The organism is Planctobacterium marinum, assembly GCF_036322805.1.
Lineage (GTDB): Bacteria > Pseudomonadota > Gammaproteobacteria > Enterobacterales > Alteromonadaceae > Planctobacterium > Planctobacterium marinum_A.
Genome location: NZ_AP027272.1, coordinates 4,299,535 through 4,321,089 on the forward strand (window position 1 = coordinate 4,299,535; position 21,555 = coordinate 4,321,089).

18 protein-coding genes are annotated in these 21,555 nt (G+C 46.1%); 6 read left to right on the top strand and 12 right to left on the bottom strand.

Features of this window, described 5'->3' with window-relative positions:
- The first annotated feature begins 52 nt into the window (after positions 1–52).
- Positions 53–964 carry a LysR family transcriptional regulator gene (locus tag AABA75_RS18880; protein ID WP_338294284.1) on the top strand — a complete coding sequence of 304 codons (912 nt, stop codon included), beginning with the start codon at positions 53–55 and terminating at the stop codon, positions 962–964.
- On the opposite strand, the gene trpS is transcribed toward AABA75_RS18880, so the two are convergent.
- Together trpS and rpe are read right to left on the bottom strand one after the other, a co-directional pair.
- Positions 948–1,955, bottom strand: coding sequence for a tryptophan--tRNA ligase (trpS, locus tag AABA75_RS18885; RefSeq protein ID WP_338294285.1), 1,008 nt, complete (start codon positions 1,953–1,955; stop codon positions 948–950). The genes AABA75_RS18880 and trpS overlap by 17 nt on opposite strands.
- Before the next feature lie 28 nt (positions 1,956–1,983).
- Entirely contained in the window at positions 1,984–2,670 is a 687-nt protein-coding gene (gene rpe / locus AABA75_RS18890; protein ID WP_338294286.1) for a ribulose-phosphate 3-epimerase, read from the bottom strand.
- A 285-nt stretch (positions 2,671–2,955) separates the two neighbouring features.
- Here rpe and AABA75_RS18895 point away from each other — a divergent pair, with 285 nt between their 5' ends.
- From AABA75_RS18895 to AABA75_RS18905, 3 genes are all read left to right on the top strand, one after another.
- Positions 2,956–3,600: a TorF family putative porin gene (locus AABA75_RS18895; RefSeq protein WP_338294287.1), complete on the top strand. Its 645-nt coding sequence runs from the start codon at positions 2,956–2,958 to the stop codon at positions 3,598–3,600.
- 407 nt (positions 3,601–4,007) lie between these two features.
- A complete protein-coding gene (locus AABA75_RS18900; protein WP_338294288.1) occupies positions 4,008–4,346 on the top strand; it encodes a hypothetical protein in 339 nt (112 codons plus the stop codon).
- Positions 4,347–4,360: 14 nt separating this feature from the next.
- Complete coding sequence (locus AABA75_RS18905; protein ID WP_338294289.1) at positions 4,361–4,588, top strand: DUF2970 domain-containing protein; 228 nt, start codon at positions 4,361–4,363, stop codon at positions 4,586–4,588.
- Here the strand turns inward: AABA75_RS18905 and AABA75_RS18910 are convergent.
- The 9 genes from AABA75_RS18910 to pilM all read right to left on the bottom strand — a co-directional run bounded on the left by AABA75_RS18910 (position 4,580) and on the right by pilM (position 13,770).
- Positions 4,580–5,419, bottom strand: a complete 840-nt coding sequence (locus AABA75_RS18910; RefSeq protein WP_338294290.1) for a Dam family site-specific DNA-(adenine-N6)-methyltransferase — start codon at positions 5,417–5,419, stop codon at positions 4,580–4,582. The two genes, AABA75_RS18905 and AABA75_RS18910, sit on opposite strands and share 9 nt — an antisense overlap.
- A 67-nt stretch (positions 5,420–5,486) precedes the next feature.
- Entirely contained in the window at positions 5,487–7,475 is a 1,989-nt protein-coding gene (locus tag AABA75_RS18915; RefSeq protein ID WP_338294291.1) for an SPOR domain-containing protein, read from the bottom strand.
- Between the two features lie 42 nt (positions 7,476–7,517).
- Positions 7,518–8,585, bottom strand: coding sequence for a 3-dehydroquinate synthase (aroB, locus tag AABA75_RS18920; RefSeq protein ID WP_338294292.1), 1,068 nt, complete (start codon positions 8,583–8,585; stop codon positions 7,518–7,520).
- 26 nt (positions 8,586–8,611) lie between these two features.
- Positions 8,612–9,127: a shikimate kinase AroK gene (gene aroK, locus AABA75_RS18925; RefSeq protein ID WP_338294293.1), complete on the bottom strand. Its 516-nt coding sequence runs from the start codon at positions 9,125–9,127 to the stop codon at positions 8,612–8,614.
- 160 nt (positions 9,128–9,287) lie between these two features.
- Entirely contained in the window at positions 9,288–11,015 is a 1,728-nt protein-coding gene (locus AABA75_RS18930) for a type IV pilus secretin PilQ (RefSeq protein WP_425325586.1), read from the bottom strand.
- The gene (locus tag AABA75_RS18935) at positions 11,008–11,544 is read right to left on the bottom strand and encodes a pilus assembly protein PilP (protein WP_338294294.1); all 537 of its coding nucleotides are present in this window, start codon (positions 11,542–11,544) and stop codon (positions 11,008–11,010) included. Before AABA75_RS18935 ends, AABA75_RS18930 begins: the two co-directional genes overlap by 8 nt.
- A complete protein-coding gene (locus tag AABA75_RS18940) occupies positions 11,541–12,140 on the bottom strand; it encodes a type 4a pilus biogenesis protein PilO (protein WP_338294295.1) in 600 nt (199 codons plus the stop codon). Before AABA75_RS18940 ends, AABA75_RS18935 begins: the two co-directional genes overlap by 4 nt.
- Positions 12,137–12,724: a PilN domain-containing protein gene (locus AABA75_RS18945; RefSeq protein WP_338294296.1), complete on the bottom strand. Its 588-nt coding sequence runs from the start codon at positions 12,722–12,724 to the stop codon at positions 12,137–12,139. Before AABA75_RS18945 ends, AABA75_RS18940 begins: the two co-directional genes overlap by 4 nt.
- Positions 12,712–13,770, bottom strand: a complete 1,059-nt coding sequence (pilM, locus tag AABA75_RS18950; RefSeq protein ID WP_338294297.1) for a type IV pilus assembly protein PilM — start codon at positions 13,768–13,770, stop codon at positions 12,712–12,714. Before pilM ends, AABA75_RS18945 begins: the two co-directional genes overlap by 13 nt.
- 362 nt (positions 13,771–14,132) lie before the next feature.
- Here pilM and AABA75_RS18955 point away from each other — a divergent pair, with 362 nt between their 5' ends.
- Positions 14,133–16,736, top strand: a complete 2,604-nt coding sequence (locus AABA75_RS18955; RefSeq protein WP_425325587.1) for a penicillin-binding protein 1A — start codon at positions 14,133–14,135, stop codon at positions 16,734–16,736.
- A 102-nt stretch (positions 16,737–16,838) separates the two neighbouring features.
- Complete coding sequence (locus AABA75_RS18960) at positions 16,839–18,530, top strand: NAD-dependent malic enzyme (protein WP_338294298.1); 1,692 nt, start codon at positions 16,839–16,841, stop codon at positions 18,528–18,530.
- Positions 18,531–18,550: 20 nt separating this feature from the next.
- Here the strand turns inward: AABA75_RS18960 and AABA75_RS18965 are convergent, their stop codons facing one another.
- The gene (locus AABA75_RS18965; protein ID WP_338294299.1) at positions 18,551–21,550 is read right to left on the bottom strand and encodes a response regulator; all 3,000 of its coding nucleotides are present in this window, start codon (positions 21,548–21,550) and stop codon (positions 18,551–18,553) included.
- Positions 21,551–21,555: the final 5 nt, after the last annotated feature.

Sequence of the window (21,555 nt, forward strand, 5' to 3'; positions counted from 1 at the left end):
TTCCAGCAAGATAAACTCAAATGATGAATATTCATCCTCATCAATTAATCTTATGCATAGTATTGATTATAATCTGTTCCATGTTTTGCTAACCATTTATCAACAAGGTTCGGTGAGCAAGGCCGCGGATAAACTGCATCTGACGCAACCGGCAGTGAGCCATGCTTTGGCCCGGTTGCGGGAACACTTTAATGACAGGTTATTCGAGCGCCACGGACGCCAGATGATCGCCACCGAATACTGTCAGGGTATCATTGCCGATGTAGAGAGTAGCTTGCACACCCTGCAAAACACGCTCATGGCTAACACTCAGTGGCAACCTGGGAAGCGACCACGCACCTTTAACATTGCCGTGCGAGATATCCTGGAAGCACTTTACTTTCCGGCCCTGGTGGCCAGGCTGCAACAAATCGCCCCACAAATGCGCCTGCGCAATCACAACGTTGAGCCAAAATACCTTGCCTCTGCACTAAACAATGGGGAGATTGACCTGGCATTGGACTCACTGATCGCCATGCCAGGCAACATAAACAATCAAAAACTAGGTACAAACAAATTTGTTTTGTTATGCCGCGAAGGCCATGCGATTACGAGGCAATGCGATCTCGAGAACTATCAAAAATGGCCACATGTGGTAGCCGCGTTGAAAGATTCAGACATTAATCTCGTAGACAATGCCTTAACCGCAGCAAACTTAAAACGGGATGTGGTACTGCGCTGTGAAAACTTCTATGGTGCCGTGCAAGTGGTATGCAATACGGATTTGATCATGACAGCACCGGAAACCGCAGCGCGTCAGTTTGCAACTCACCTGCCACTGACTATTTTACCGCTGCCATTACAGTTACCACAGATCAGCATTCATCTTTACTGGTGGCAAGCGGCGGAATTAGATCCCGCCGTGATGTGGTTAAAAAACGAAATTACAGTGCTGTCAGAAGACCTGATTAAGGACGCTTTATAAAGCCCACGGCATCGTACACTTTTGCCAGGGTTTCAGCGGCTCTGGCAGAAGCGCGCTCGGCTCCGCTTTTCATTATGGCGTCAAGGGCAGCTCGGTCTTCCCGCAAGGCTTTGAATTTTTCCTGAATTGGCTCCACCAACGCCACAACGGCATCAGCGACATCCGTTTTGAGGTGTCCATACATTTTGTCTTCGTATTCCGGTACCAAATCCGCCACAGCACGTCCGGTGGACAAAGATAACAAGGTCAACAGATTAGAAACGCCGGGCTTTTCAGCCACGTCAAAATAAATACGGGCTTGTTCGTCTGAATCGGTGACTGCGCGTTTTATTTTTTTCGCCAGCTTTTTAGGCTCTTCTAATAAACCAATATAGTTATTGGGATTATCATCCGACTTGGACATTTTTTTGGTGGGTTCCTGAAGGCTCATAATGCGCGCACCAAATTCAGGAATATAAGGGTCTGGTAGTGTAAACAGATCGCCGTATAAATTGTTCATACGAGTGGCGATGTCTCGAGTGAGCTCCAGATGCTGTTTTTGATCTTCGCCTACCGGGACTTTATTCGCCTGATACAACAAAATGTCTGCGGCTTGTAGTGCCGGATAGCTATACAAGCCCACGTTGATATTATTGACGTTCTTCGCTGACTTATCTTTGAACTGGGTCATGCGATTCAACTCACCCATTTGAGCGTAGCAATTCATGATCCAGGCCAGTTGGGCGTGCTCCGGCACATGCGACTGCATAAACAAAGTACTTTTAACAGGATCGATGCCACAGGCCACATACAGCGCTAAACCATCAAGGCAGGCTTCATAAAGCTGCTTGGGGTCCTGACGCACGGTAATGGCGTGCAAGTCTACCAACATATAAAGGCAGTCGTGATCTTCCTGCATGCTCACCCATTGTTTTAAGGCGCCCATATAATTGCCGATAGTCAATTGCCCGGAAGGTTGGCAGCCGCTTAATACAATGGGTTTACTACTCATCAGAAACTCTCTTTATTAAATATAATTACTATTTACTGTTTACCTGCGCCAATTCGCTGCGCATGGCGTCGATTACCTGCTGATAATCTGGTTGGTTAAAAATCGCTGAGCCAGCGACGAACATATCCGCACCAGCCTCTGCTATGGCGCGAATATTATCGACTTTCACGCCGCCGTCAATTTCTATTCGGGTCGCTAATCCTTGCTCCTGGATCAGATGTTTAAGATCGCGAAGCTTATCCAGGGTTTTCGGGATAAAGGCTTGTCCACCAAAACCGGGATTTACCGACATCAATAATACGAAATCCAGCTTATAAATAACATAGTCCAGAACGGAAAGTGGGGTTGCTGGATTCAATACCAAGCCAGCTTTGCATCCTTTGTCTTTAATCAATTGAATACTGCGATCAACATGCTCACTCGCCTCGGGATGAAAACTGATATAACTGGCGCCCGCATCCGCAAACTGCTCAATAAGGGCATCCACTGGTTTCACCATCAAATGCACGTCGATATCTGCAGTAATACCATAATCTCGCAAGGCCTTACATACTGCCGGTCCAAATGTCAGGTTGGGCACATAGTGATTATCCATCACATCAAAGTGGATCACATCCGCTCCCGCTGCTACTACCCGAGCAACATCGTCACCCAGGCGTGCCAAGTCAGCAGATAAGATAGAAGGGGCAATCAGGAATTCCTGCGAATCAAACATCTTTCACTCTCAATCAAGCAATAATCCAGGCGCACAAAATACCAGTTACACCTCCATATGGCTAAGCCTTATTTTGGTGCGATTGCGCTAATTTTGTGCACAACCCGAATTGTTCAGCTGGGTTTTGTAGCTACAACTAATCACAGTCAAATTTTTCAAAACCAAATATAACTATATTTTTCAGGCACTTAAGCGGCACTTAAAACTTCCTTAAAGGGATAAAATAAACGGGCATCAGTTTTGCTCTAGTTAGGCCAGCACACTACAAAAAACGGAGAAACACACATGAAATTAACTAAAACTAGCGCCGCAATCGCTTTTGCCGTTGCTGCCTGCACATTCTCGCAAGCCTCTTATGCCGAAGTTAGCGCCAATGTTGGTTTGGTATCGGAATACCATTTCCGCGGTATTCAGCAAACTTCGTCTGCCTCAGCAAGTGCCGGTCTTGATTACGAAGAGGGTGGTTTTTACCTGGGTACTTGGGTAGCAGACGTTGAAGACGGTCTGGAAATCGATTTTTACGGTGGTTACGGTTTTGATATCAGTGAAGATGTGTCTGCCAGTATCGGCGTAACTACATACCAGTACACGGGTGACTTCGATTCTGCTTACAACGAACTGAACCTTGGCTTAGGTTGGGGCATGCTGTCTATTGAGTACACCATTGGTGAATGGGATGACGACGCAGACCTTGGCATTCCTGGCGGCGACTACACATTCTTAGGCCTGACTTTAGAGCACGAAGGTTTCTACGGTACGTTCGGTACCTTTGGTGATGAAGCAGACGGGGAATATTTTGAAGTAGGTTATGGCACCGAAATCGGTGGTTTTGATGCTGGCATCTCTATGGTGTTTGCTGACAGTGACTTGGGTGGCGGTGAAAGCGACGAAACCATCCTGTTCAGTATCGGCAAATCTTTCTCACTGTAAATAAAGATTCACTCAGAAGCACGGATGCTTCAATCCAAATATGTCTGCCGGGCTCTGTAGGGTGAGCCCGGCGGATATATCCCGGCGGTTATGCAGGATGCATGGCCGCCAGTCCCTTTGCTTACTGTACTTTACAACTACAGTACATAAATTATGTAAATGCCCCGCAGCAACCATCTCTTCCTATTCAGGTAAAATTCATTCCAATTTTTTTAGTATTGCTATATTGCCGATAAACACTGCTTTATCCAAAATTTATGAACTTTTGTTACTGAAGTTGTCCAAACATCAAGATGTTAACTCACAGCCAAATATCGCGCTTTGTATGCTAAACAAGCGGATTGCTGAGATAAACGACAGATTTTTAACGACCAACTTCCTCTAATCTTTGTCAGACAGGACGTATAATGAAACAAAGTGTTGCAACCAGGATTGAGAATATGCTCTCCACAAGAAATCAAAAAATGTTAGTACTGAGTACAGCATTAGTGGCTATGCTCTCCTTCGCTGGTGAATTGGAAGATGACAGTTTGCAATTCTGCAATTGCTCCGCCGACAGCACCTTTGACAAATCATTGCCCTTGAGCCACCCGGTTAATCGCTGTGCCAAACAACAAGCGTCCGGTGTCAGTTGGGTTTCTTGGTTCTCAGGTAGCAGTGCCAGTAAGCAGTTCCACTATCTGGACTTGTTGGAGCTGTTGACAAGAGTCACCGATAGCGGTCAGGATAACAGCACAGCCAGCTAATCGGGACTATCCTGATGTCTCAGCCAACTAAAACGCCCTCGGAATCACAACCCACTCAGCCAGCATCCTTGTGGCAAGTGATAAAAAGCGTATCAGCCAGCATGTTCGGCGTGCAGAGTTCTAAAAACCACCACAGTGATTTTCAGCAACCCTCGTTTGTGCCTTACTTGATTGTGGGTATTGGTTTTGTCTTACTGTTTATCACAGCTTTGGTAATAGTGGTGAATCTTGTATTACCTTAAAACTTTCCTGGCAGGCGAATAAACCGCCAATAGTTCAGCTACTTTTTTCCGCTCATCGCCTTTGCGGCTAATAAATCGCGCCACCGACAATTTTCGCAACTTAGCAGACTTGTATATATCCCGAGTAAATGGCGTGTCGTGATTGCTGATCAAAACAAAACGCTCATTGTTTTGACTTAACTCAGTAGCCAGTTGTGCCAATTCTTCTTGCAAAGCCAAGCTAAACCCCTGCTTGGCATAAGACGTAAAATAGGCCGTTTCAGACACTGGCGCATAGGGTGGGTCACAATATATCGCCGAATCTGCCGGCGCTTGCAGCATAACTTGCTGAAAGGGTAAACAACTGAATGTGGCTCTTGCGGATTTTTGTGCAAATAACACTATTTCTTTGCGCGGGAAATAAGGGGCTTTATAACGCCCAAATGGCACATTAAATTTGCCGGAGAGATTGTAACGACAAAGCCCATTGTAGCCGTGACGATTCAGGTACAAAAACAACACTGCCCGCTGAAACACATCGATGCTGTGATTAAACTGATCCCGCAGCTGATAGTAAACCTTTTCCTGATTGTATTCCGGCGTGAAATATCGCTCAGCTTCGGCAATATAGGATTGGCTATCCGTTTGCAGAATTTTATACAGATTGATCAGATCTTCGTTGATGTCATTAAGATGATAGCTTTCAAAGTCAGTATTGAGAAACACTGATCCCGCACCAACAAAGGGCTCCACCAACACACTTGCTTTGGGCAATTCTTTATTTATGCGCTCAATGAGGTTGTATTTGCCACCAGCCCACTTTAAAAAGGCACGGTGTTTAGATTGCGGCATGCTGTTATTATTATCTGACCTGAAAAACTGAACGCTGAGATTGTACCTGACTGATAAAAAATTACAGCTAATTCACACTGGCAATTTCATTGCGTACTTGCGTTAGGTTTTTGGCAAAAGGCTCCGTGCCGGGAAACTGTGCCGAAAAGTTCTGTGCCGCAGCTCTGGCAGCATCAAGACTGGTATAATTTTGGTTGTGCACCACCACAAACCAATCACCACCATAGCGACGAGTTTTGTATACCCAGACATCATTGAGCAATCGATTATCCACAAGGTACTCTTGTAACAGCGATTCACTGCTAATCCCCGATATCTGTAATACAAAACTGTTCTGCGGTAACTCTAATAATAGGGGTTCGTGATATTGGTAGCTGGTGGTTTGCTCTCCTGGCAGCGCACTATCTGTTGTTGCGGTGACAGTATCAGAGCCGCTATTGTTCCCTGACGGCAAGTTTAACTGTGTTTCCAGGGCTTGAGTAACCGTATCCGGTGTAACCTCAGGCTGTGCCACAATGTCTTCCACGGGGTAATCGTTAACTTCACCACGACGAGTATCTAAAGATAACGGCTGCTGTGCATTACGATTGTCGGATGTAACAGGCGTGTTTGTTGGTGTCCCGGTGCCAGAAGTACCAGGTGTAACGTTTTGCGGCTCCACTATATCAGTAACTAAGTCTTGTTCAGATTGTGAAGCTTGGTCAATCGAGTCTTGTGTGGTGTTTTGCTCGTTTGTGGCATTCAGAACCACGGGGTCGCTGGCGACAGCTTGTGGTTGCTCTGCTGTGCCTACTTGAGTTGTCGTAACCCGTGACGTCATTACTTCCAGGGTGGCTAGCGCATCCATTACGGAAGCCGATAGCGCCTCATCCTGAGCGACTGCACCATTTTGATTGAGGGTGCTATCTTGTGCCAGTGCACTGATATCAGTACTAATCCCATTGGTCACCAATTCGGCAGGTGCCTCTATGGCGCTTTCAGTATCAGTCACATTATTAGTGCTTGTGGAGCTAATAGTTCCGGTATCTCTTAGTTGCTTTAACTGCTCGGCACTGATATCGGCAATAAACTCTGACGTGGGTGAGTCGGCACTTTGTTTGCTGAAAGTAGCAACATTGATATCACTTTCGAGCGTTGATTCTATCGCTGAATTCTGCGACTGGTTGCTATTTTCAATACGCTCCATTGCATCGCTGAAGTTCATGGCAACACGCTGATTATCCAGAGACTCCGTTCTCTCTGGCTCTGCTTCTAATTCTAATTCAGCGGGCTGTCTCGTAATTTCCGAAGCGGACTTACTCTGAAACAAAAATTGAGTAAACTCCTTCACCGCAGCCGACGTAACATCAAAATATTGCCAAATCAATAAGGAAGAGAAGCTGGCCAGAAACACCAAAGCCAACGCAAGCTTTACCCACCAGATTTTTAGCGGAGATTGTCTCATCACAGGACTGTTGGCACGGCTTTTCATGCGCTCCTGAAACAACGCCCTGCGGTTAGCGATGAGTTCGTCCAGATCGCCTTCAATCTCCGTTTCTTCATCATATTCAAGGGTTTGAGTAGTCAGTAAAACCGGTTTGTCGTTATTGTTAGTGGGTAACCATGATTTCACGTCTTCCGCCCAATAGTGTTCACCAAACATCAAGATATTAATTTGCTCACCATTGCGGGCGAAGCGATTTTGCAGCACCAGGTCCCAAAGCTCTCGCAGCACATCCTCAGGAATATTCTCAGCCGCAGTGATAGCAATCAGAATCGGCTCACTTTTATCCGCTCTAGCAGCAAAAGCCTGCACCAGAGAGTGCCCCCTGGTGAGACGAATTTGCAACTGCTCGCAAAGCTGCTGAAGGTAATAATGGCTATTTTTACCACGTCGGGCGTTAATGAAGGCCACATTTGCCCGTTGACTTTGCTGCCCTAGAAACGCCTCAACAAAACCTTGCTGTACCGCCACATCCTCACCGGTGACAAACACCATTTGCGAGGAGTGTGCCACCAGATATTCCAGCCTCTGTGAAATATCAGTGTATTCGGTTAACAAGGTTGAGTGTTGCATTTAGGGTTTATTTACCTTCAAAGTCCAATCAAATTCGTACAACTAACTTAAAATGTTTTTTAACAATTCACTATCTATGTCTGAGGTCACCACCGCGTTACCAATCCCCTGCGGAATAATAAAGCGAATCTGACCGGCTTCGACTTTTTTATCGTGCTGCATGTGCGCCATAAACTGTTGGAACCCCATGTCTTCAGGTGCATCCACAGGTAAGTCGAACGCCTCGTGTAAATTGCGAATGCGACTGACTTCTGACGCTGTCAACCAGCCTTTTTGCCGTGCAACTTTTGAAGCAATTATGGTGCCAGCAGAAACAGCTTCGCCGTGTAACCAATTGCCATAACCTTGCTCAGCTTCTATGGCATGCCCAAAAGTATGGCCGAGATTAAGTAAAGCGCGTAATCCTTTTTCTCGCTCGTCTTGGGCGACAATTTCAGCTTTTATCTCACAACAGCGATAAATCATTTTTTGAATGACATCAGTTTGCAAGTCTTTGATGGCTTGCTGCTGCAACTCTAACCATTGGAAAAATTCGGCATCATAGATAATACCGTATTTGATGACTTCAGCCATACCCGCCGAAAACTCTCGTGGCGGTAACGTGGTTAAAGTTTGAGTATCGATGATCACGGTTTGCGGCTGATAAAACGCACCAATCATATTCTTGCCTAAAGCATGATTTACTGCGGTTTTACCACCAACACTGGAATCCACTTGTGACAACAAGGTAGTTGGCATCTGGATAAACGGAATACCGCGCTGATAACTGGCGGCAACATACCCAGTCAGATCACCAATAACACCACCACCTAGCGCGAGTAAAGTGGCATCTCGCGCAGCGTGATTTTGCAATAACTCGCCAATCACTTGTTCCATGGTGTGCAGTGTTTTGTACTCTTCACCATCTGGAACCTGAATAAACACCAAATCTATATCAGCAAGTGCAGAGCGTAACTTTTCAGCCCACAGGCCATAAACCACAGGATTGGTCACCACAAACAGGCGATTAGTTTTCAGGTGTTTTTTAATGAGTTCTGGTTGAGAAAGTGGGTTCTCAGAAATGATAATGGGGTAGCTTCGCACCCCCAACTCAACTGTTAAGGTCGACATGCGCGCTCCCCCCAAAGGATATTTAGTTACAGACCTATTTTGCTTATGATGGCATTCGCCACTGCTCTGGCGCTTTGATCGTCTGTTTGAACTGTATAATCGGCAATTTCTTCATAAAGTGGATTGCGCTCTCCCGCTAATCCCTTCAGTACTTGTTCTGGATCGTTATTTTGCAACAGCGGGCGACGCTTATCTCTTTGCGTTCGAGCCACTTGTTTGTCAATAGTCGTTTCCAGATACACAACAATGCCTCTGGCTGACAATCGGTTGCGCACAGAATTACGCACGATTGAGCCACCGCCAGTGGCGAGTACAATGCCTTGCTTTTCGGTTAAATCAGTGATGACAGACTCTTCTCTATCGCGAAAACCTTCTTCGCCTTCAATATCAAATACCCAGGAAATATCCGCACCAGTGCGTTTTTCTATTTCCTGATCAGAGTCAAAAAATTCTAAGTGTAATTCGTCTGCCAGATGTCTGCCAATGGTGCTTTTACCAGCCCCCATCGGCCCTATTAAAAAAATGTTTCTTTTTTCGGCCATTTTATCTACGTCAACAATCTAAAAAAATGGAAATTCCAACCTCGCTCGATTTTCGAGAGCGGGATTATCTCAGTTACAGGCGCGATTTGGCAACCCTTTTGCTTGCCTTATCTTCGGTTTGCTTCGAATAACTCGCTGGATATGGGGATTTTTTGGGGTTTTACAAGGAATCCGTCAGAATTTTTGGCGTCACAAAAATTAACAGCTCCCGTTTGTCGTTCACTTGTTGGCTGTTTCTGAACAATCCTCCAAGTACTGGTAGGTCACCCAGCAGTGGTACTTTTGTATCCGCATCAGAGATGGTTTGCTGGAAAATACCGCCAAGCACTATGGTCTCGCCGTTTTCCACCAGTACCTGTGTGCTTATTTCCTGAGTATCTATCGCAACGGCCGGGCCAGTGGGTGTAGACACTGTCTCACCACGGGTATCTTGGGTAACCACTAAATCCAAAATAATGCGATTATCAGGGGTAATATGGGGCGTCACCATCATACTTAATACCGCTTTTTTAAATTCTACTGAGGTAGCGCCACTGGAGGTGGCTTGAACATAAGGTATCTCGGTGCCTTGTTCAATATAAGCTTCATGTTGATTAGCGACAGTTATTCTGGGACTGGCGATGACCTCGCCTTTATTTTCCGTCTCAAGCGCGGATAGCTCCAGATCCAGAATAGTACCGTCCACCAGGCGTGCTACGGTAAAACCGATGCGCCCCGCAGGAGAGCTAACCGGCAAATTAACGTTCAACCTATCATCGATTGAAGGTACGGTACCCGCGGAAAGCTGATCTGCTGCCACCAGAGACCCCGAAACGCCATCTTCATCTTGCCGGTCGCTAAAGCCCCAACGGACTCCCAACTGTTCGTCGACGCCGTCGCGCACGGTCACCATACGTGATTCAATCAGTACCTGACGCACGGGAACATCCAGTAATTCAATCATCTGCACTGCTTCGTTAATTGACTCAGCTGTATCCTTAATAATAATGGTATTAGTGCGGTTATCTACAGTTGCGGTGCCGCGACTACCTAATACACCACCTTCGGGAGACTTGAGGATAAGCGCTAGCTCTTCAGCTTTGGCATAGTTGATTTGAACGTGCCTTGTATTCAGTGGCGCCAGTTGAGCCGCTTCTTGTTTTGATTGCAACATTTGCGCCTCGCGAGCAGCAAGCTCCTCTGCAGGGGCCACCAGCAATATGTTGCCTTCCATTCTCTGATCTAATCCTTTGATACGTAGAATGATATTCAGTGCTTGATCCCATGGCACATCAGATAAACTTACTGTGACATTGCCCTCAACCGAATCAGTGGTAACCAAATTGAAACCGTTCACCTGAGCAATAATTTGCAGCACTTGCCTGACCGGCACATCCTGGAAGTCCAAAGAAATTGGCTCACCAGAAAACTGTGCTTTGAATTGTGATTTATTATCCGCTTCCTTGACGGCATTAATTGTAATCAATAAGCGATTTTGTTGTTTCTCATGGCTGTGCAGAAAATCCTCTGACAGTTCAAAAACCGCAGAGCTTTGCAAGGCATCTTCAAAGGTTTCAATATATTCAACCGGCGTAGCGAATTCAGAGACATTCAGACGCATAAGTTGCCCTTCGCCTAATGAGGTGCCTGGCAGTGTTAAATGCAATAAACGATGTTCCTTAGCTAGTACAACTTGAAAATCGTCTTTATCAAACTCGAATATGACCTCACCACTGCCATCTTCCAGTTGCTTGAAATCAATATTTACCAATGTGGTCATGGCAGATTGAGATTGCACCGCATTAGGATCCACAAGTCGCACATCACTCTGCCGGGCACTAGTTGTCGTTGCCAGAAAAATCAGAAGTAGCGAAGCCATTAAGGGCTTCAGGATTTGTTTGTTAAACATTATTTGCTTCTCCGGCGCCTTGGGACATCGTGAGTTTTGAGTTTTCTACTTGCCAGCATCCAGCTCCATCGGGTAACTGCTCAGTATAGTAAACCGTATCATTTTCTATTCGGGTAATTCGGCCAAAGAACAAACCTAAATGGTCTCCTACAGTAGCCCTATGCAAACTGCCATCGCTGGCGGTGATCAATACCCAATTCTTATTCTTGCTGGTAAAGAAACCTTGAATCGTTAGTGCGTCTGTACCATAAGCTTCCAAAGGCTCTCGGGCTCTGGTTAAATCCGGTTGAGCACAGCTGTTTTGCGTCAGTTCCTGTACATCTAACCCTTGATTTTTAGGCCGTTCATACGGACTACGTAGGTTTTCAGCACTGTATTGAAAGGCTGGAACCGGCTCAAATTCAGGATAGGGCTCAATGGGTGGCGGTGTTGATGTTTGCACGCGCGCAATGAATTGCTGCAAATCAGAAGTATCAGCACTGCAACCGGCCAATAGTAAACTAAATGATAGGGCAAATATCAGTCTCATTGCGCCTCCACCTCCGCTCCTGCTCGATAGGTTTTAGCTTCTATTGTCAGTTTTATATCGCTACTTTGCGGATCCAGTTGAAAATCGTGAATGGTGACAATCCGAGGGAGAGAGGCCACTTTCGAAAAGAATGCACCAAACTGATGATAGCGGCCTTTAACCTCAATCTTTATGGGGAGTTCTGTGTAAAACTCTTTGGGGATCTCATTTTGCCAATTAATGGCTTTAAAGGTGAGCCCGGAAGAAGTACCCACTAAAGTGATATCATCTAATAATCCCGGCGTTTCATTGCTGGTGGGTAACGATTTAACCACCTTTTTGAAATCCTCTTGTAACTTTTCCAGTTGCTGCTGATAAGCCCCAAGGTTGGCTGCTACCAAATATTTGGCTTCATAAGTATTGCGCAGTTCAAATTCTTTTTTCTGAACAGCATCCAGCATAGGCAACTTATCTTTCACCAGAAAATAAAATGCCCCACCAGCCACTAACAAACTCACCACGATAGCAAAAACCGTTTTAACCTCAAAAGGCCAGTAGCCAATCTGTTCGAAGTCCAGCTCATTCATTTCCTTGAGTTTGTTGAAATCGAACTTCATTTCGCTTGCTCCACTTCTTCCAGACTCACTAAGGGTGGTGCAATGGTTGGACTAATCATAAAGGACAGCCGGAATTCACTGATGGCTTCAGATGTAGAGGTATCTGCCCTTACCGATGAAATCTCGCTACTGATAAATACCTTGGAGTTATCGAGACGACGCATAAACTCTGACAAACGGTTATTTGACTCACTCACGCCCTGCAATTCAATGGCGTTTTCTTTGCGCACCAGTTTTCTGAAGGTAATACCACTGGGCACAATCTTAGCCAGTTCATCCAATACAACAGGACTGACATTGCGATGTTCCTGAAGCTGCTGTATGAGCGAAATACGCTTCTCAATATTTTCTTTTTGTTGTTTAATAGTAGCTATCTGACCAATCTTGGTATCCACAATGGCGATTTCTTTTTCCAGAAATTGATTGCGGACTTTCTGGTTATTGATCATGGTATCCAGAAACTCGCCGATACCCAGAACAACCAATACCATCACTACAGAAGCGCCACCCAATAACGCCAGGTAAGCCTGTTTTTGTCTCTCTCGTAGCTTCTCGCGCCATGGCAATAAGTTTATATGTGACATGTGCTCAAACTCCGCCACGCTAGACCCGCTGCAATCGCAAATTGTGCGCCTTTAAATTCACTCAAATCGACATTTTTAGCGCTGTCACAATGCTCAAATGGATCGAACACTTCAACTTCCAGTTGCATATCCATGGCCAGGTCTTCGCTCAAACCTGAGATGGTTGCACCGCCACCGCAAAGGTATATTTTTCCGGGTTGTTCGGCATTAAAAGTGGTGACATACAATTGCAAGATTCGATTGATCTGCATTTGCAAAGAAGATAAAAATTGTGGGTACATTACATCCCGCCAGTTTTCGGGAAGGTCGCCAGACAGCAACCCCTTTTGCACTTCGTTTTTCGGTAACTCATAGGCCATCGCCATATCATTGACTAACGCATCGGTACCATAGGGTAATTCGCGACTCATGATAACTTGGTTATCCTTTATGGCCGTAAGCTGCAACTGTGCTGCACCAATCGACAAACAAAACACCACTTCGTCAGTTTGAAATTGCCCCAGATTTAACATTGCATTTCCCAAGGCATAACCTTCAATGTCCATGACTTTTAAATTGTAATCGGCTTCACCACAAAGCAAAGTACGATTCTCAACAATGTTTTTATGGGCAACACTAAGTAAAACGTCGGAGCGCCCCGGTTTCCTGGCGCAAGCTCCAATTTCTTCAAAGTCGATATAAACTTCATTAATTGGGTAAGGGATTAAACTATCTGCTTCAATCTCAATTTGCGCTTCAAGATCCACATCACTCAAACCGCTGTCCATATCGATGACTTTGGTCAATACCGTGGCACCTGACACCGCCATGGCAACGCTTTTGGGATTGTTCTGAAGGGACTTTCTGAGTTTTTTAATGGCGTGGCTCACAGCATCGAAATCTTTGATTTCACGCTCCTGAAAAGCGTCACCATAAATGGCTTCGCAGGCAATAGCATCAATACAAAAGCGTTTACCTTTCTGAGAAAGTAATACAGCCTTGACGAATCGGCTGCCAATATCGACACCCAATATTTGTTTTTTATTGTTGCTCAGCGTGAGATTCAAGTTGCTATCTCTTTAATCTACTCTTTAGAATCATAGAATAATTTTTAAAATATGTAACAAAAATAGTTAGTTCTGGTGACACTAACGTATTAATTTTCATGCAATTCAGCGACGCTTATTGTCATTATTTCGTTGTTTTACGGATTTACTTTAGTTTTATCAGCCAAAGGGGCGTTATTTCTCTTAGAAATAGGCAAATTTGGGAAGCTTTACTCGTTATTAGTAACAAAATGGATAGCCTGAGCGTTTCACATATCCCCCCTTTTTAATATAAAATAAGCAGCACGCTCTAATTCTTCAAAGTTAATAGTTCTGCCCTTGGCAGATAATCATTTGGATATGGCACAGGAACATACCTACACGTGAGTAAGTGGCTTAAGTATTTGATCAGTGTATTCGCCCTTGGGTCGGTCTTGGGTGTAGGTGCCATTGCAGGTGTATATTTTTATATTCGACCCGAATTGCCCAGCGTTGAGATCCTGAAAGATGTAAAGCTGCAAACACCAATGCAAATCTATACCCGTGATGGTCGATTAATATCGCAATACGGTGTAAAGCGCCGTATCCCGGTGACACTAGAAGAAGTTCCGCAACAACTTATCGATGCTATTTTGGCAACAGAAGATAGCCGCTTTTACGAGCATCCTGGCATAGACCCAATCGGTATCATACGGGCTGCATTCAACTTAATGGTGACCGGACGTCTCAGCCAAGGTGGCAGTACACTTACCATGCAGCTGGCCAGAGGTTTTTTCTTAACCCGTGATAAAACCTTTGTGCGTAAGCTCAAAGAGATCTTTATCGCCTGGCACATGGAGCGAGTGCTCACCAAAGACGAGATCCTCTCGCTGTATATCAATAAAGTAGAATTAGGTCATCGCTCCTTCGGATTTGGTGCAGCAGCACAAGTTTATTACGGCAAATCTTTAGATGAGCTCAATTTAGCTCAAATCGCCACATTGGCGGGTTTGCCCAAAGCCCCTTCCACAATGAATCCCATTAGTCGTCCGGAGCGCTCTGTTGATCGACGTCGGGTTGTTTTAGGTAGAATGCTAAGCGAAAAGTTTATCACCAGAGCACAATATGAATCGGCGGCCAACGAACCGGTAAGTGCGGCTTTGCACGGAGCGGAAATCGAACTTGATGCGCCTTATCTGGCGGATGTAATCTACAACGAAATGGTATCTATTTACGGTAAGGAAGAAGCCGAAACTGGTGGCTATAAAGTGTATGCCACCGCCGACTATGAAAGCCAAAAAGCCGCTATCGCAGCGCTAAGACAAAATCTACATGATTATGATGAACGTCACGGTTATCGCGGTATTATCGGCCAACTATGGCGCAAGTCGCCGCCATCAGAAGAGGCTGATGATGGCAGTTTTATCCCCGATATGGCTTGGTCAGAACAAAAGATTGTCAGTCATCTTAAGGGCTTTTCCAACTATGGTCCGCTGCGCCCCGCAGTTGTTACCAATGTATTCGAACAGGCGATAACAGTTATTGATAAAAGTGGAGCCTTTCATCGCATCGAATGGGATGGTCTGGCGTGGGCAAGACCCTACATCACGGATACACGACAAGGTACGCCTCCCGAAACTGCCAGTGATATCCTTCAGGAAGGTGCGCTGATCTGGATACGTCAACGAGATGAGGATGACCGTTGGCAGTTATCACAATTTCCAGAGGCCAGTAGTGCCTTAGTGGCACTGGATCCCAATAACGGGGCGGTACGTGCACTTGTTGGAGGCTATAGTTTTTATCAAAGTCAATTTAACCGTGCCACACAAGCAAAACGGCAAGTGGGCTCCAATATCAAACCCTTTTTGTACTCTGCAGCCCTTGAACAAGGCCACACGATTGCTTCGGTAATTAATGATGCCCCAATAAATCAATGGGACAGAAGCTCAGGACGAGCATGGCGTCCAGCAAACTCTCCGGCGGTTTACGACGGCCCTATTCGCATGCGTATCGCCTTGGGTAAATCTAAGAACGTGGTGGCAGTGCGACTGCTGAGGGCAGTTGGTATCGATAATGTGCGCAATCATCTGCGCAAATTTGGTTTTCAAATGGAAGACCTGCCACGCGATGAATCACTATCTCTGGGTTCGGCCTCGATCACGCCAATTGAAGTTGCCAATGGCTTTGTCACCATTGCTAATGGAGGCTACGCAGTCAGCCCTCATTTTATCGAGCGCATTGAAGGCCAATATGGAGAATATGTATGGCATGCCAATCCTCTTACCGCCTGTCCCGTATGTGAGCAAACCGAAGGTTTAACGGCACAGTTGGGGCAACCAGAAGTCGGAGATAACCCTAACAACGACGAGCATTTAAACCCACTGCCGCCACAAGCGGAACAAGTGGTGAGCAGCCAAAATATGTTTTTAGTATCGGAAATGTTGAGAACCGCCATCACAGGTAGCGGTAGTGTTCGGAATAAAACCTACTGGCGTGGCACTGGCTGGCGGGCTAACTCATTAATCAGACGTAAAGATCTGGCGGGAAAAACCGGTACCACCAATGACTCAAAAGATACCTGGTTTAGTGGCTTTGCTCCGGATCTGGTGGCCACTGTCTGGGTTGGCTTTGACGATCCCAGTCGTTCCCTAGGCAGAACAGCCGCTTATCCTTATCTCATCAACAATAATCCGCATAAAACCACCATCATTGGAAACGCAATGCAAGGTGGTGAAGATGGTGCCAAAGCCGCGCAACCTGCGTGGATCCGATATATGCAAAAGGCCTTGGCGGACTCACCAGAAATGAGTAAAGCCATCCCCGAAAATATTGTCTCGGTGCGCATCGATCGCGGTACCGGGAAACTCACCGGTCGCACGGATCACACATCCAAATTCGAATATTTCATCACCGGTACGGAACCTGTAGAGTGGGTTGCTGAGCATGAGATTATCGATGAGACTCAAGACGAAGAGCAAAAAAACGCACTGGAAGATGAGATTTTTTAAGTGCAACGCGCAACTGCGTTGCTCGTCTTACCAGCGCAATTGCCCACAATAAAACCTGTTTTACCGTTATACTTCCAATAATTTGACCCTGATAAAAGCATTATGAATCAAGATAACAACGATCCTTTGTATATCCCCTACGCTGGCCCCGCTCTGTTAGAAACACCTTTGTTAAACAAAGGTAGTGCCTTCAGCCACGACGAGCGAGCTGCATTTAACCTGGCGGGCCTTTTACCCCCACGCTACGAAACCATTGAAGAGCAGCTAGAGCGCTGTTGGGCACAGTATTCCAGTTTTGCTGATCCTATGAATAAACACATTTATTTGCGGGCTATCCAGGATACTAATGAAACGCTCTATTATCGTCTGATTCAGGAGCACATTGACGAGATGATGCCCATCATCTACACCCCAACGGTGGGTGATGCCTGTGAACAGTTTTCAGATATCTACCGCAAGTCCAGAGGTTTGTTTTTATCTTATGCCGACCGACACGATATCGACGACATCTTGCGTAATGCTACTAAACGCAATGTTAAAGTCATTGTAGTTACCGATGGTGAGCGCATCCTTGGATTAGGTGACCAGGGCATAGGCGGTATGGGCATTCCCATTGGTAAGCTTGCACTTTACACCGCCTGTGGTGGTATTAGTCCGGCGTATACTATGCCTATTATGCTCGATGTGGGTACCAACAACAAAAAGCTTTTGGAAGATCCTATGTACATGGGCTGTCGTCACCCACGTATTAGTCAGTCAGAATACGATGAGTTTATCGAACTATTCATGAATGCAGTGGAAAAACGCTGGCCTGGAGTCATGATCCAATTTGAAGATTTCGCGCAACACAACGCCACGCCGATATTACAACGCTATCGCGACAAGTTTTGTTGTTTTAACGATGACATTCAGGGCACCGCCTCTGTCACCGTGGGTACACTAATGTGCGCCACTAAGGCCATCAAAACTCAGTTGAAAGAATTGAACGTGGTATTTGTCGGTGCGGGCTCAGCGGGATGCGGTATCGCTGAGCAAATCATTCAACAAATGAGCGCAGAGGGACTAGCACCAGAAAAGGCCCGAAGCCAGATTTTCATGGTGGACAGACACGGTTTAGTTACCGACCAAACTCGTGATTTACGGGACTTTCAACAATGTCTGGCGCAAGACAGTAGCAATCTGAAAAAATGGCAGTTTGCCGGCCAATTCCCTTCACTGTTGGAAGTGGTCAACAATGCTAAGCCAACGGTTATCATTGGCGTATCAGGTGTTGGTGGACTCTTTACGGAAGAAGTCATCAAGGCCATGGCCAGCCATGTTGAACGCCCTATTATCTTTCCCTTGAGCAACCCTTCAAGACAGGTTGAAGCGCACCCTGCCGATGTTATTCGATGGACCGACGGGCGCGCTATTGTGGCCACTGGTAGTCCGTTTTTACCGGTGGAATTTGAAGGCCAGAAATTCAATATTCCCCAGTGTAATAACAGTTACATTTTCCCTGGCATTGGCTTGGGCGTATTAGCCAGTAAAGCCAGTCGCATTACCGACGAAATGCTATTGACCGCCAGTTCTACACTAGCTGAGTGCTCACCGCTAGCTAACACTGGCGAAGGAGATTTATTGCCACCTCTAAGGGAAGTGCAACAGGTGAGTAGAAAGATTGCTTTTGCTGTGGCCAAACAAGCTCAGCAGCAAAACCTGGCACTACAAGTAAGCGACGAGGTTATTCTGGAGCGCATAGACCGCTTCTTCTGGCACGCAGAATACCGTCCATACAAACGCGTCAGCTTGTGATCGATTAAAGGCCCTGCTCGTCAGGGCAATACCGCAATAAAATCTTCCACATGATTTTGTAACGCAGCTAATTTAATCTGCACTTTCTGCGCGTCTTCTTTGCGCGCAGCTAATTCTATTTTCTCTGCGCAGGCGGATACTTTAACTGCGCCTAAGCTGCCACTAGAACCTTTTATTTTATGGGCCAGTTTGCCCACTTCACTCCAGTTTTCTGTATCGACGTACTGGCTCAACTTGGCGAGTTCTTCCGGCATGGAACTCCTGAACAAACCAATTAGCCTGGTTGCCAGGGTTTCGCTATTGCCGATGCGTTCCATGAATCCCTGTTTATCCCAAACTCTATCATTGTCGTCGAGTGAGCTATCGGACTCATAAAAGTCAGCAACATCAATTCGAACTTCACTGACATCCTCCGTGCGCTTTTCCACTCCCAACCAAACATCCAGTTTAGTTTGCAGTTCCTCTGCAGAGACCGGCTTAGAAAGGTAATCATCCATACCTGCGGCAAGGCATTTCTCGCGGTCGCCTTTCATGGCATTGGCCGTCATAGCAATAATAGGGATCGAAGTATTCTCTATACCTTGAGCACCGCTACGGATTGCCCTGGTAGCTTCATAACCGTCCATTTTGGGCATCTGGCAATCCATCAGAACCGCTGCAAAGGCGTGAGGATCGTCCTGTGCGGCAAGTATATCCAGCGCTTTTAAACCATTCTCTGCTGTTTCCACCTCATAGCCCAATCCACCTAACATCCCCTTGGCTACCTCTTGGTTAATAACATTATCTTCCACAAGCAACAAACGGGTTCGAGCTTCTTTCACATAGGATTTATATTGTTTGAGCTGCTCTTTTGTGACCATCGAGTTGTTGTCGAAGTTACTTCCACCATCTAACACCACAACCAGTGCATCATAAAGATCGGAGCAAGTCACTGGTTTGGTAAAATAGGCTTTAAACCCGATTTGAGCAAAAAAACTTGGATCACGCGTATTACCAATTGAGGTCATCATTATCATTGGTACTCGTTGGGTAATCGCGTCCTCCTGGATCATTTTACCCAATGAAGCTCCATCCATGCCGGGCATTTGCATGTCCAGGATAGCGGCATCAAAATCAGGGTTGCGGCGCAATATTTTTAGAGCACTGACGCCATCTTCAGCTTCCGCCACCTCGGCACCCCATTTTTTCAATTGCTTGCTCAGTACCTCGCGATTGGTGGCATTGTCGTCCACCACCAAAATATGTTTGCCACGCACCGACGCCTTAATCTTGGGTACCTGAATTTGTTTCCCAGGAGCAAGCAATACTTCAAAGCCAAAGGTGCTGCCACTGCCAAACTCACTTTCCACCCAAATCCGGCCGGACATAATTTCGGTAAGCTGTTTTGCAATAGCCAGTCCCAATCCTGTGCCGCCGTATTTGCGCGTGGTGGAACTGTCCACTTGCGTGAAAGAACTGAACAAACTTTCAAGCTTTTCAGGTGGGATGCCAATACCAGTATCAGATACCGTGCACTGTAGACGCCAGGTTAAATCTGTGGCTTTTTCAATACCGACTTTGACCACCACTTCACCTTGCGAGGTAAACTTAATGGCATTACCCACTAAGTTATTAAGCACCTGACGGATACGTCCAGGATCGCCATTAGCCCAACAACGCTCAAGATCCACCTCATCCAAAACCAGCTCCAGGCCTTTTTCCTCGGCTCGCTGTGCCAGGCTTTCGATGGCTTCATCAAATAACGCTCGCACATCAAAATCAATAGATTCCAGTTCGATCTTACCCGCTTCGACTTTTGAGAAATCCAGAATGTCATTGATTAGATCTAGCAAGGACTCCGCACTGGATTGTGCCAATCTTACATATCGCGCTTGCTGCTGTTCTAATTTGGTATCCAGCAATAAGCCTAACATGCCAATCACACCATTCATGGGAGTGCGAATTTCGTGACTCATATTAGCCAAAAATTCACCTTTGGCCTGCACGGCAGCTTCGGCTCGCTCTTTTTCCGCAATTAATTGCTGTTGATGTTCTTCAATCTGTCCGTTTATTACTTTAGATAACAGCACTGCTAAGGTGACAAACAACAGCATGAGTGATAACGCGACGATGATATTCATTTCCAGCAGCTGGCTCACCTCAGCCAAAATCTCTTCTTCACGACTGATCCCAATAAACTTCCAGCCCAGTTGCGGTGATTTATAAACGGAAGCGTAATAACTCTCATCATCTAGGTTAATTTGGGTATAGCCCGACTGCATGGCAAACACCGAGGCAAGCGCTCCGCCGTAGATATCATTGATGTGCTTGAAGTTGTTTTCCGGACGATTGGGGTCTACCAGAATGGTGCCGCTATCCTCCACTAACATGACAAACCCAGACTTGCCGAGTTTTATCTGGGCAATGCGCTGTGTCAGACTTTTCATGGACAAATCCATGCCTATCACACCTGCAAGGCCGCCATTTTGTCCATAAAGCGCTTTAACCGTGCTGACGATGACCTTATCGCCTATTTTCCAATAATAGGCATCGGTACGGACAATCTCGCCTGAAGCAGACACTGCCGTTGTGTACCAAGGTCGAATACGCGGATCATATTGCCGGGAAATAGCTTCCTGTGGCCAGGATACGTACCCTCCCTGCTCATTACCCATGTAGATGTAGGTTAGGTCGGGATTACTTTGGGCAAAATCCTCGAAAAGGGTAAATATATCTCGCTCTACCGCCGAACCCGCGAGCGGTTGCATCATAGTAGCAGTTGCTGTCGTCAGGTATTGGGTTAAACCATCTTGCCCCTTAGAGACTGCCTCCAGCCCAGCCAGGTAATCGACACTTTCCGCAATTTTCTGCAGCAGTATGGTCAAACCATTATTTATCTGTCTGACTTCCCGCTCGTTAGACAAAGTGAAGTTTTCAATCGCCTGGCGTTTACCATGCTGCACCATCAATATACTGATGATGACAGAAGGTAAAACCACCGCCGTTACAAAGGCGATGACTAACTTTTGCGACATTTTCATATAAA

What these genes read in the sequence shown, in the direction of transcription:
- AABA75_RS18880 (WP_338294284.1), top strand. Translation starts at nt 53, where the DNA reads ATGCATAGTATTGATTATAATCTGTTCCATGTTTTGCTAACCATTTAT.
- trpS (WP_338294285.1), bottom strand. Translation starts at nt 1,955, where the DNA reads ATGAGTAGTAAACCCATTGTATTAAGCGGCTGCCAACCTTCCGGGCAA.
- rpe (WP_338294286.1), bottom strand. Translation starts at nt 2,670, where the DNA reads ATGTTTGATTCGCAGGAATTCCTGATTGCCCCTTCTATCTTATCTGCT.
- AABA75_RS18895 (WP_338294287.1), top strand. Translation starts at nt 2,956, where the DNA reads ATGAAATTAACTAAAACTAGCGCCGCAATCGCTTTTGCCGTTGCTGCC.
- AABA75_RS18900 (WP_338294288.1), top strand. Translation starts at nt 4,008, where the DNA reads ATGAAACAAAGTGTTGCAACCAGGATTGAGAATATGCTCTCCACAAGA.
- AABA75_RS18905 (WP_338294289.1), top strand. Translation starts at nt 4,361, where the DNA reads ATGTCTCAGCCAACTAAAACGCCCTCGGAATCACAACCCACTCAGCCA.
- AABA75_RS18910 (WP_338294290.1), bottom strand. Translation starts at nt 5,419, where the DNA reads ATGCCGCAATCTAAACACCGTGCCTTTTTAAAGTGGGCTGGTGGCAAA.
- AABA75_RS18915 (WP_338294291.1), bottom strand. Translation starts at nt 7,475, where the DNA reads ATGCAACACTCAACCTTGTTAACCGAATACACTGATATTTCACAGAGG.
- aroB (WP_338294292.1), bottom strand. Translation starts at nt 8,585, where the DNA reads ATGTCGACCTTAACAGTTGAGTTGGGGGTGCGAAGCTACCCCATTATC.
- aroK (WP_338294293.1), bottom strand. Translation starts at nt 9,127, where the DNA reads ATGGCCGAAAAAAGAAACATTTTTTTAATAGGGCCGATGGGGGCTGGT.
- AABA75_RS18930 (WP_425325586.1), bottom strand. Translation starts at nt 11,015, where the DNA reads ATGTTTAACAAACAAATCCTGAAGCCCTTAATGGCTTCGCTACTTCTG.
- AABA75_RS18935 (WP_338294294.1), bottom strand. Translation starts at nt 11,544, where the DNA reads ATGAGACTGATATTTGCCCTATCATTTAGTTTACTATTGGCCGGTTGC.
- AABA75_RS18940 (WP_338294295.1), bottom strand. Translation starts at nt 12,140, where the DNA reads ATGAAGTTCGATTTCAACAAACTCAAGGAAATGAATGAGCTGGACTTC.
- AABA75_RS18945 (WP_338294296.1), bottom strand. Translation starts at nt 12,724, where the DNA reads ATGTCACATATAAACTTATTGCCATGGCGCGAGAAGCTACGAGAGAGA.
- AABA75_RS18960 (WP_338294298.1), top strand. Translation starts at nt 16,839, where the DNA reads ATGAATCAAGATAACAACGATCCTTTGTATATCCCCTACGCTGGCCCC.
- AABA75_RS18965 (WP_338294299.1), bottom strand. Translation starts at nt 21,550, where the DNA reads ATGAAAATGTCGCAAAAGTTAGTCATCGCCTTTGTAACGGCGGTGGTT.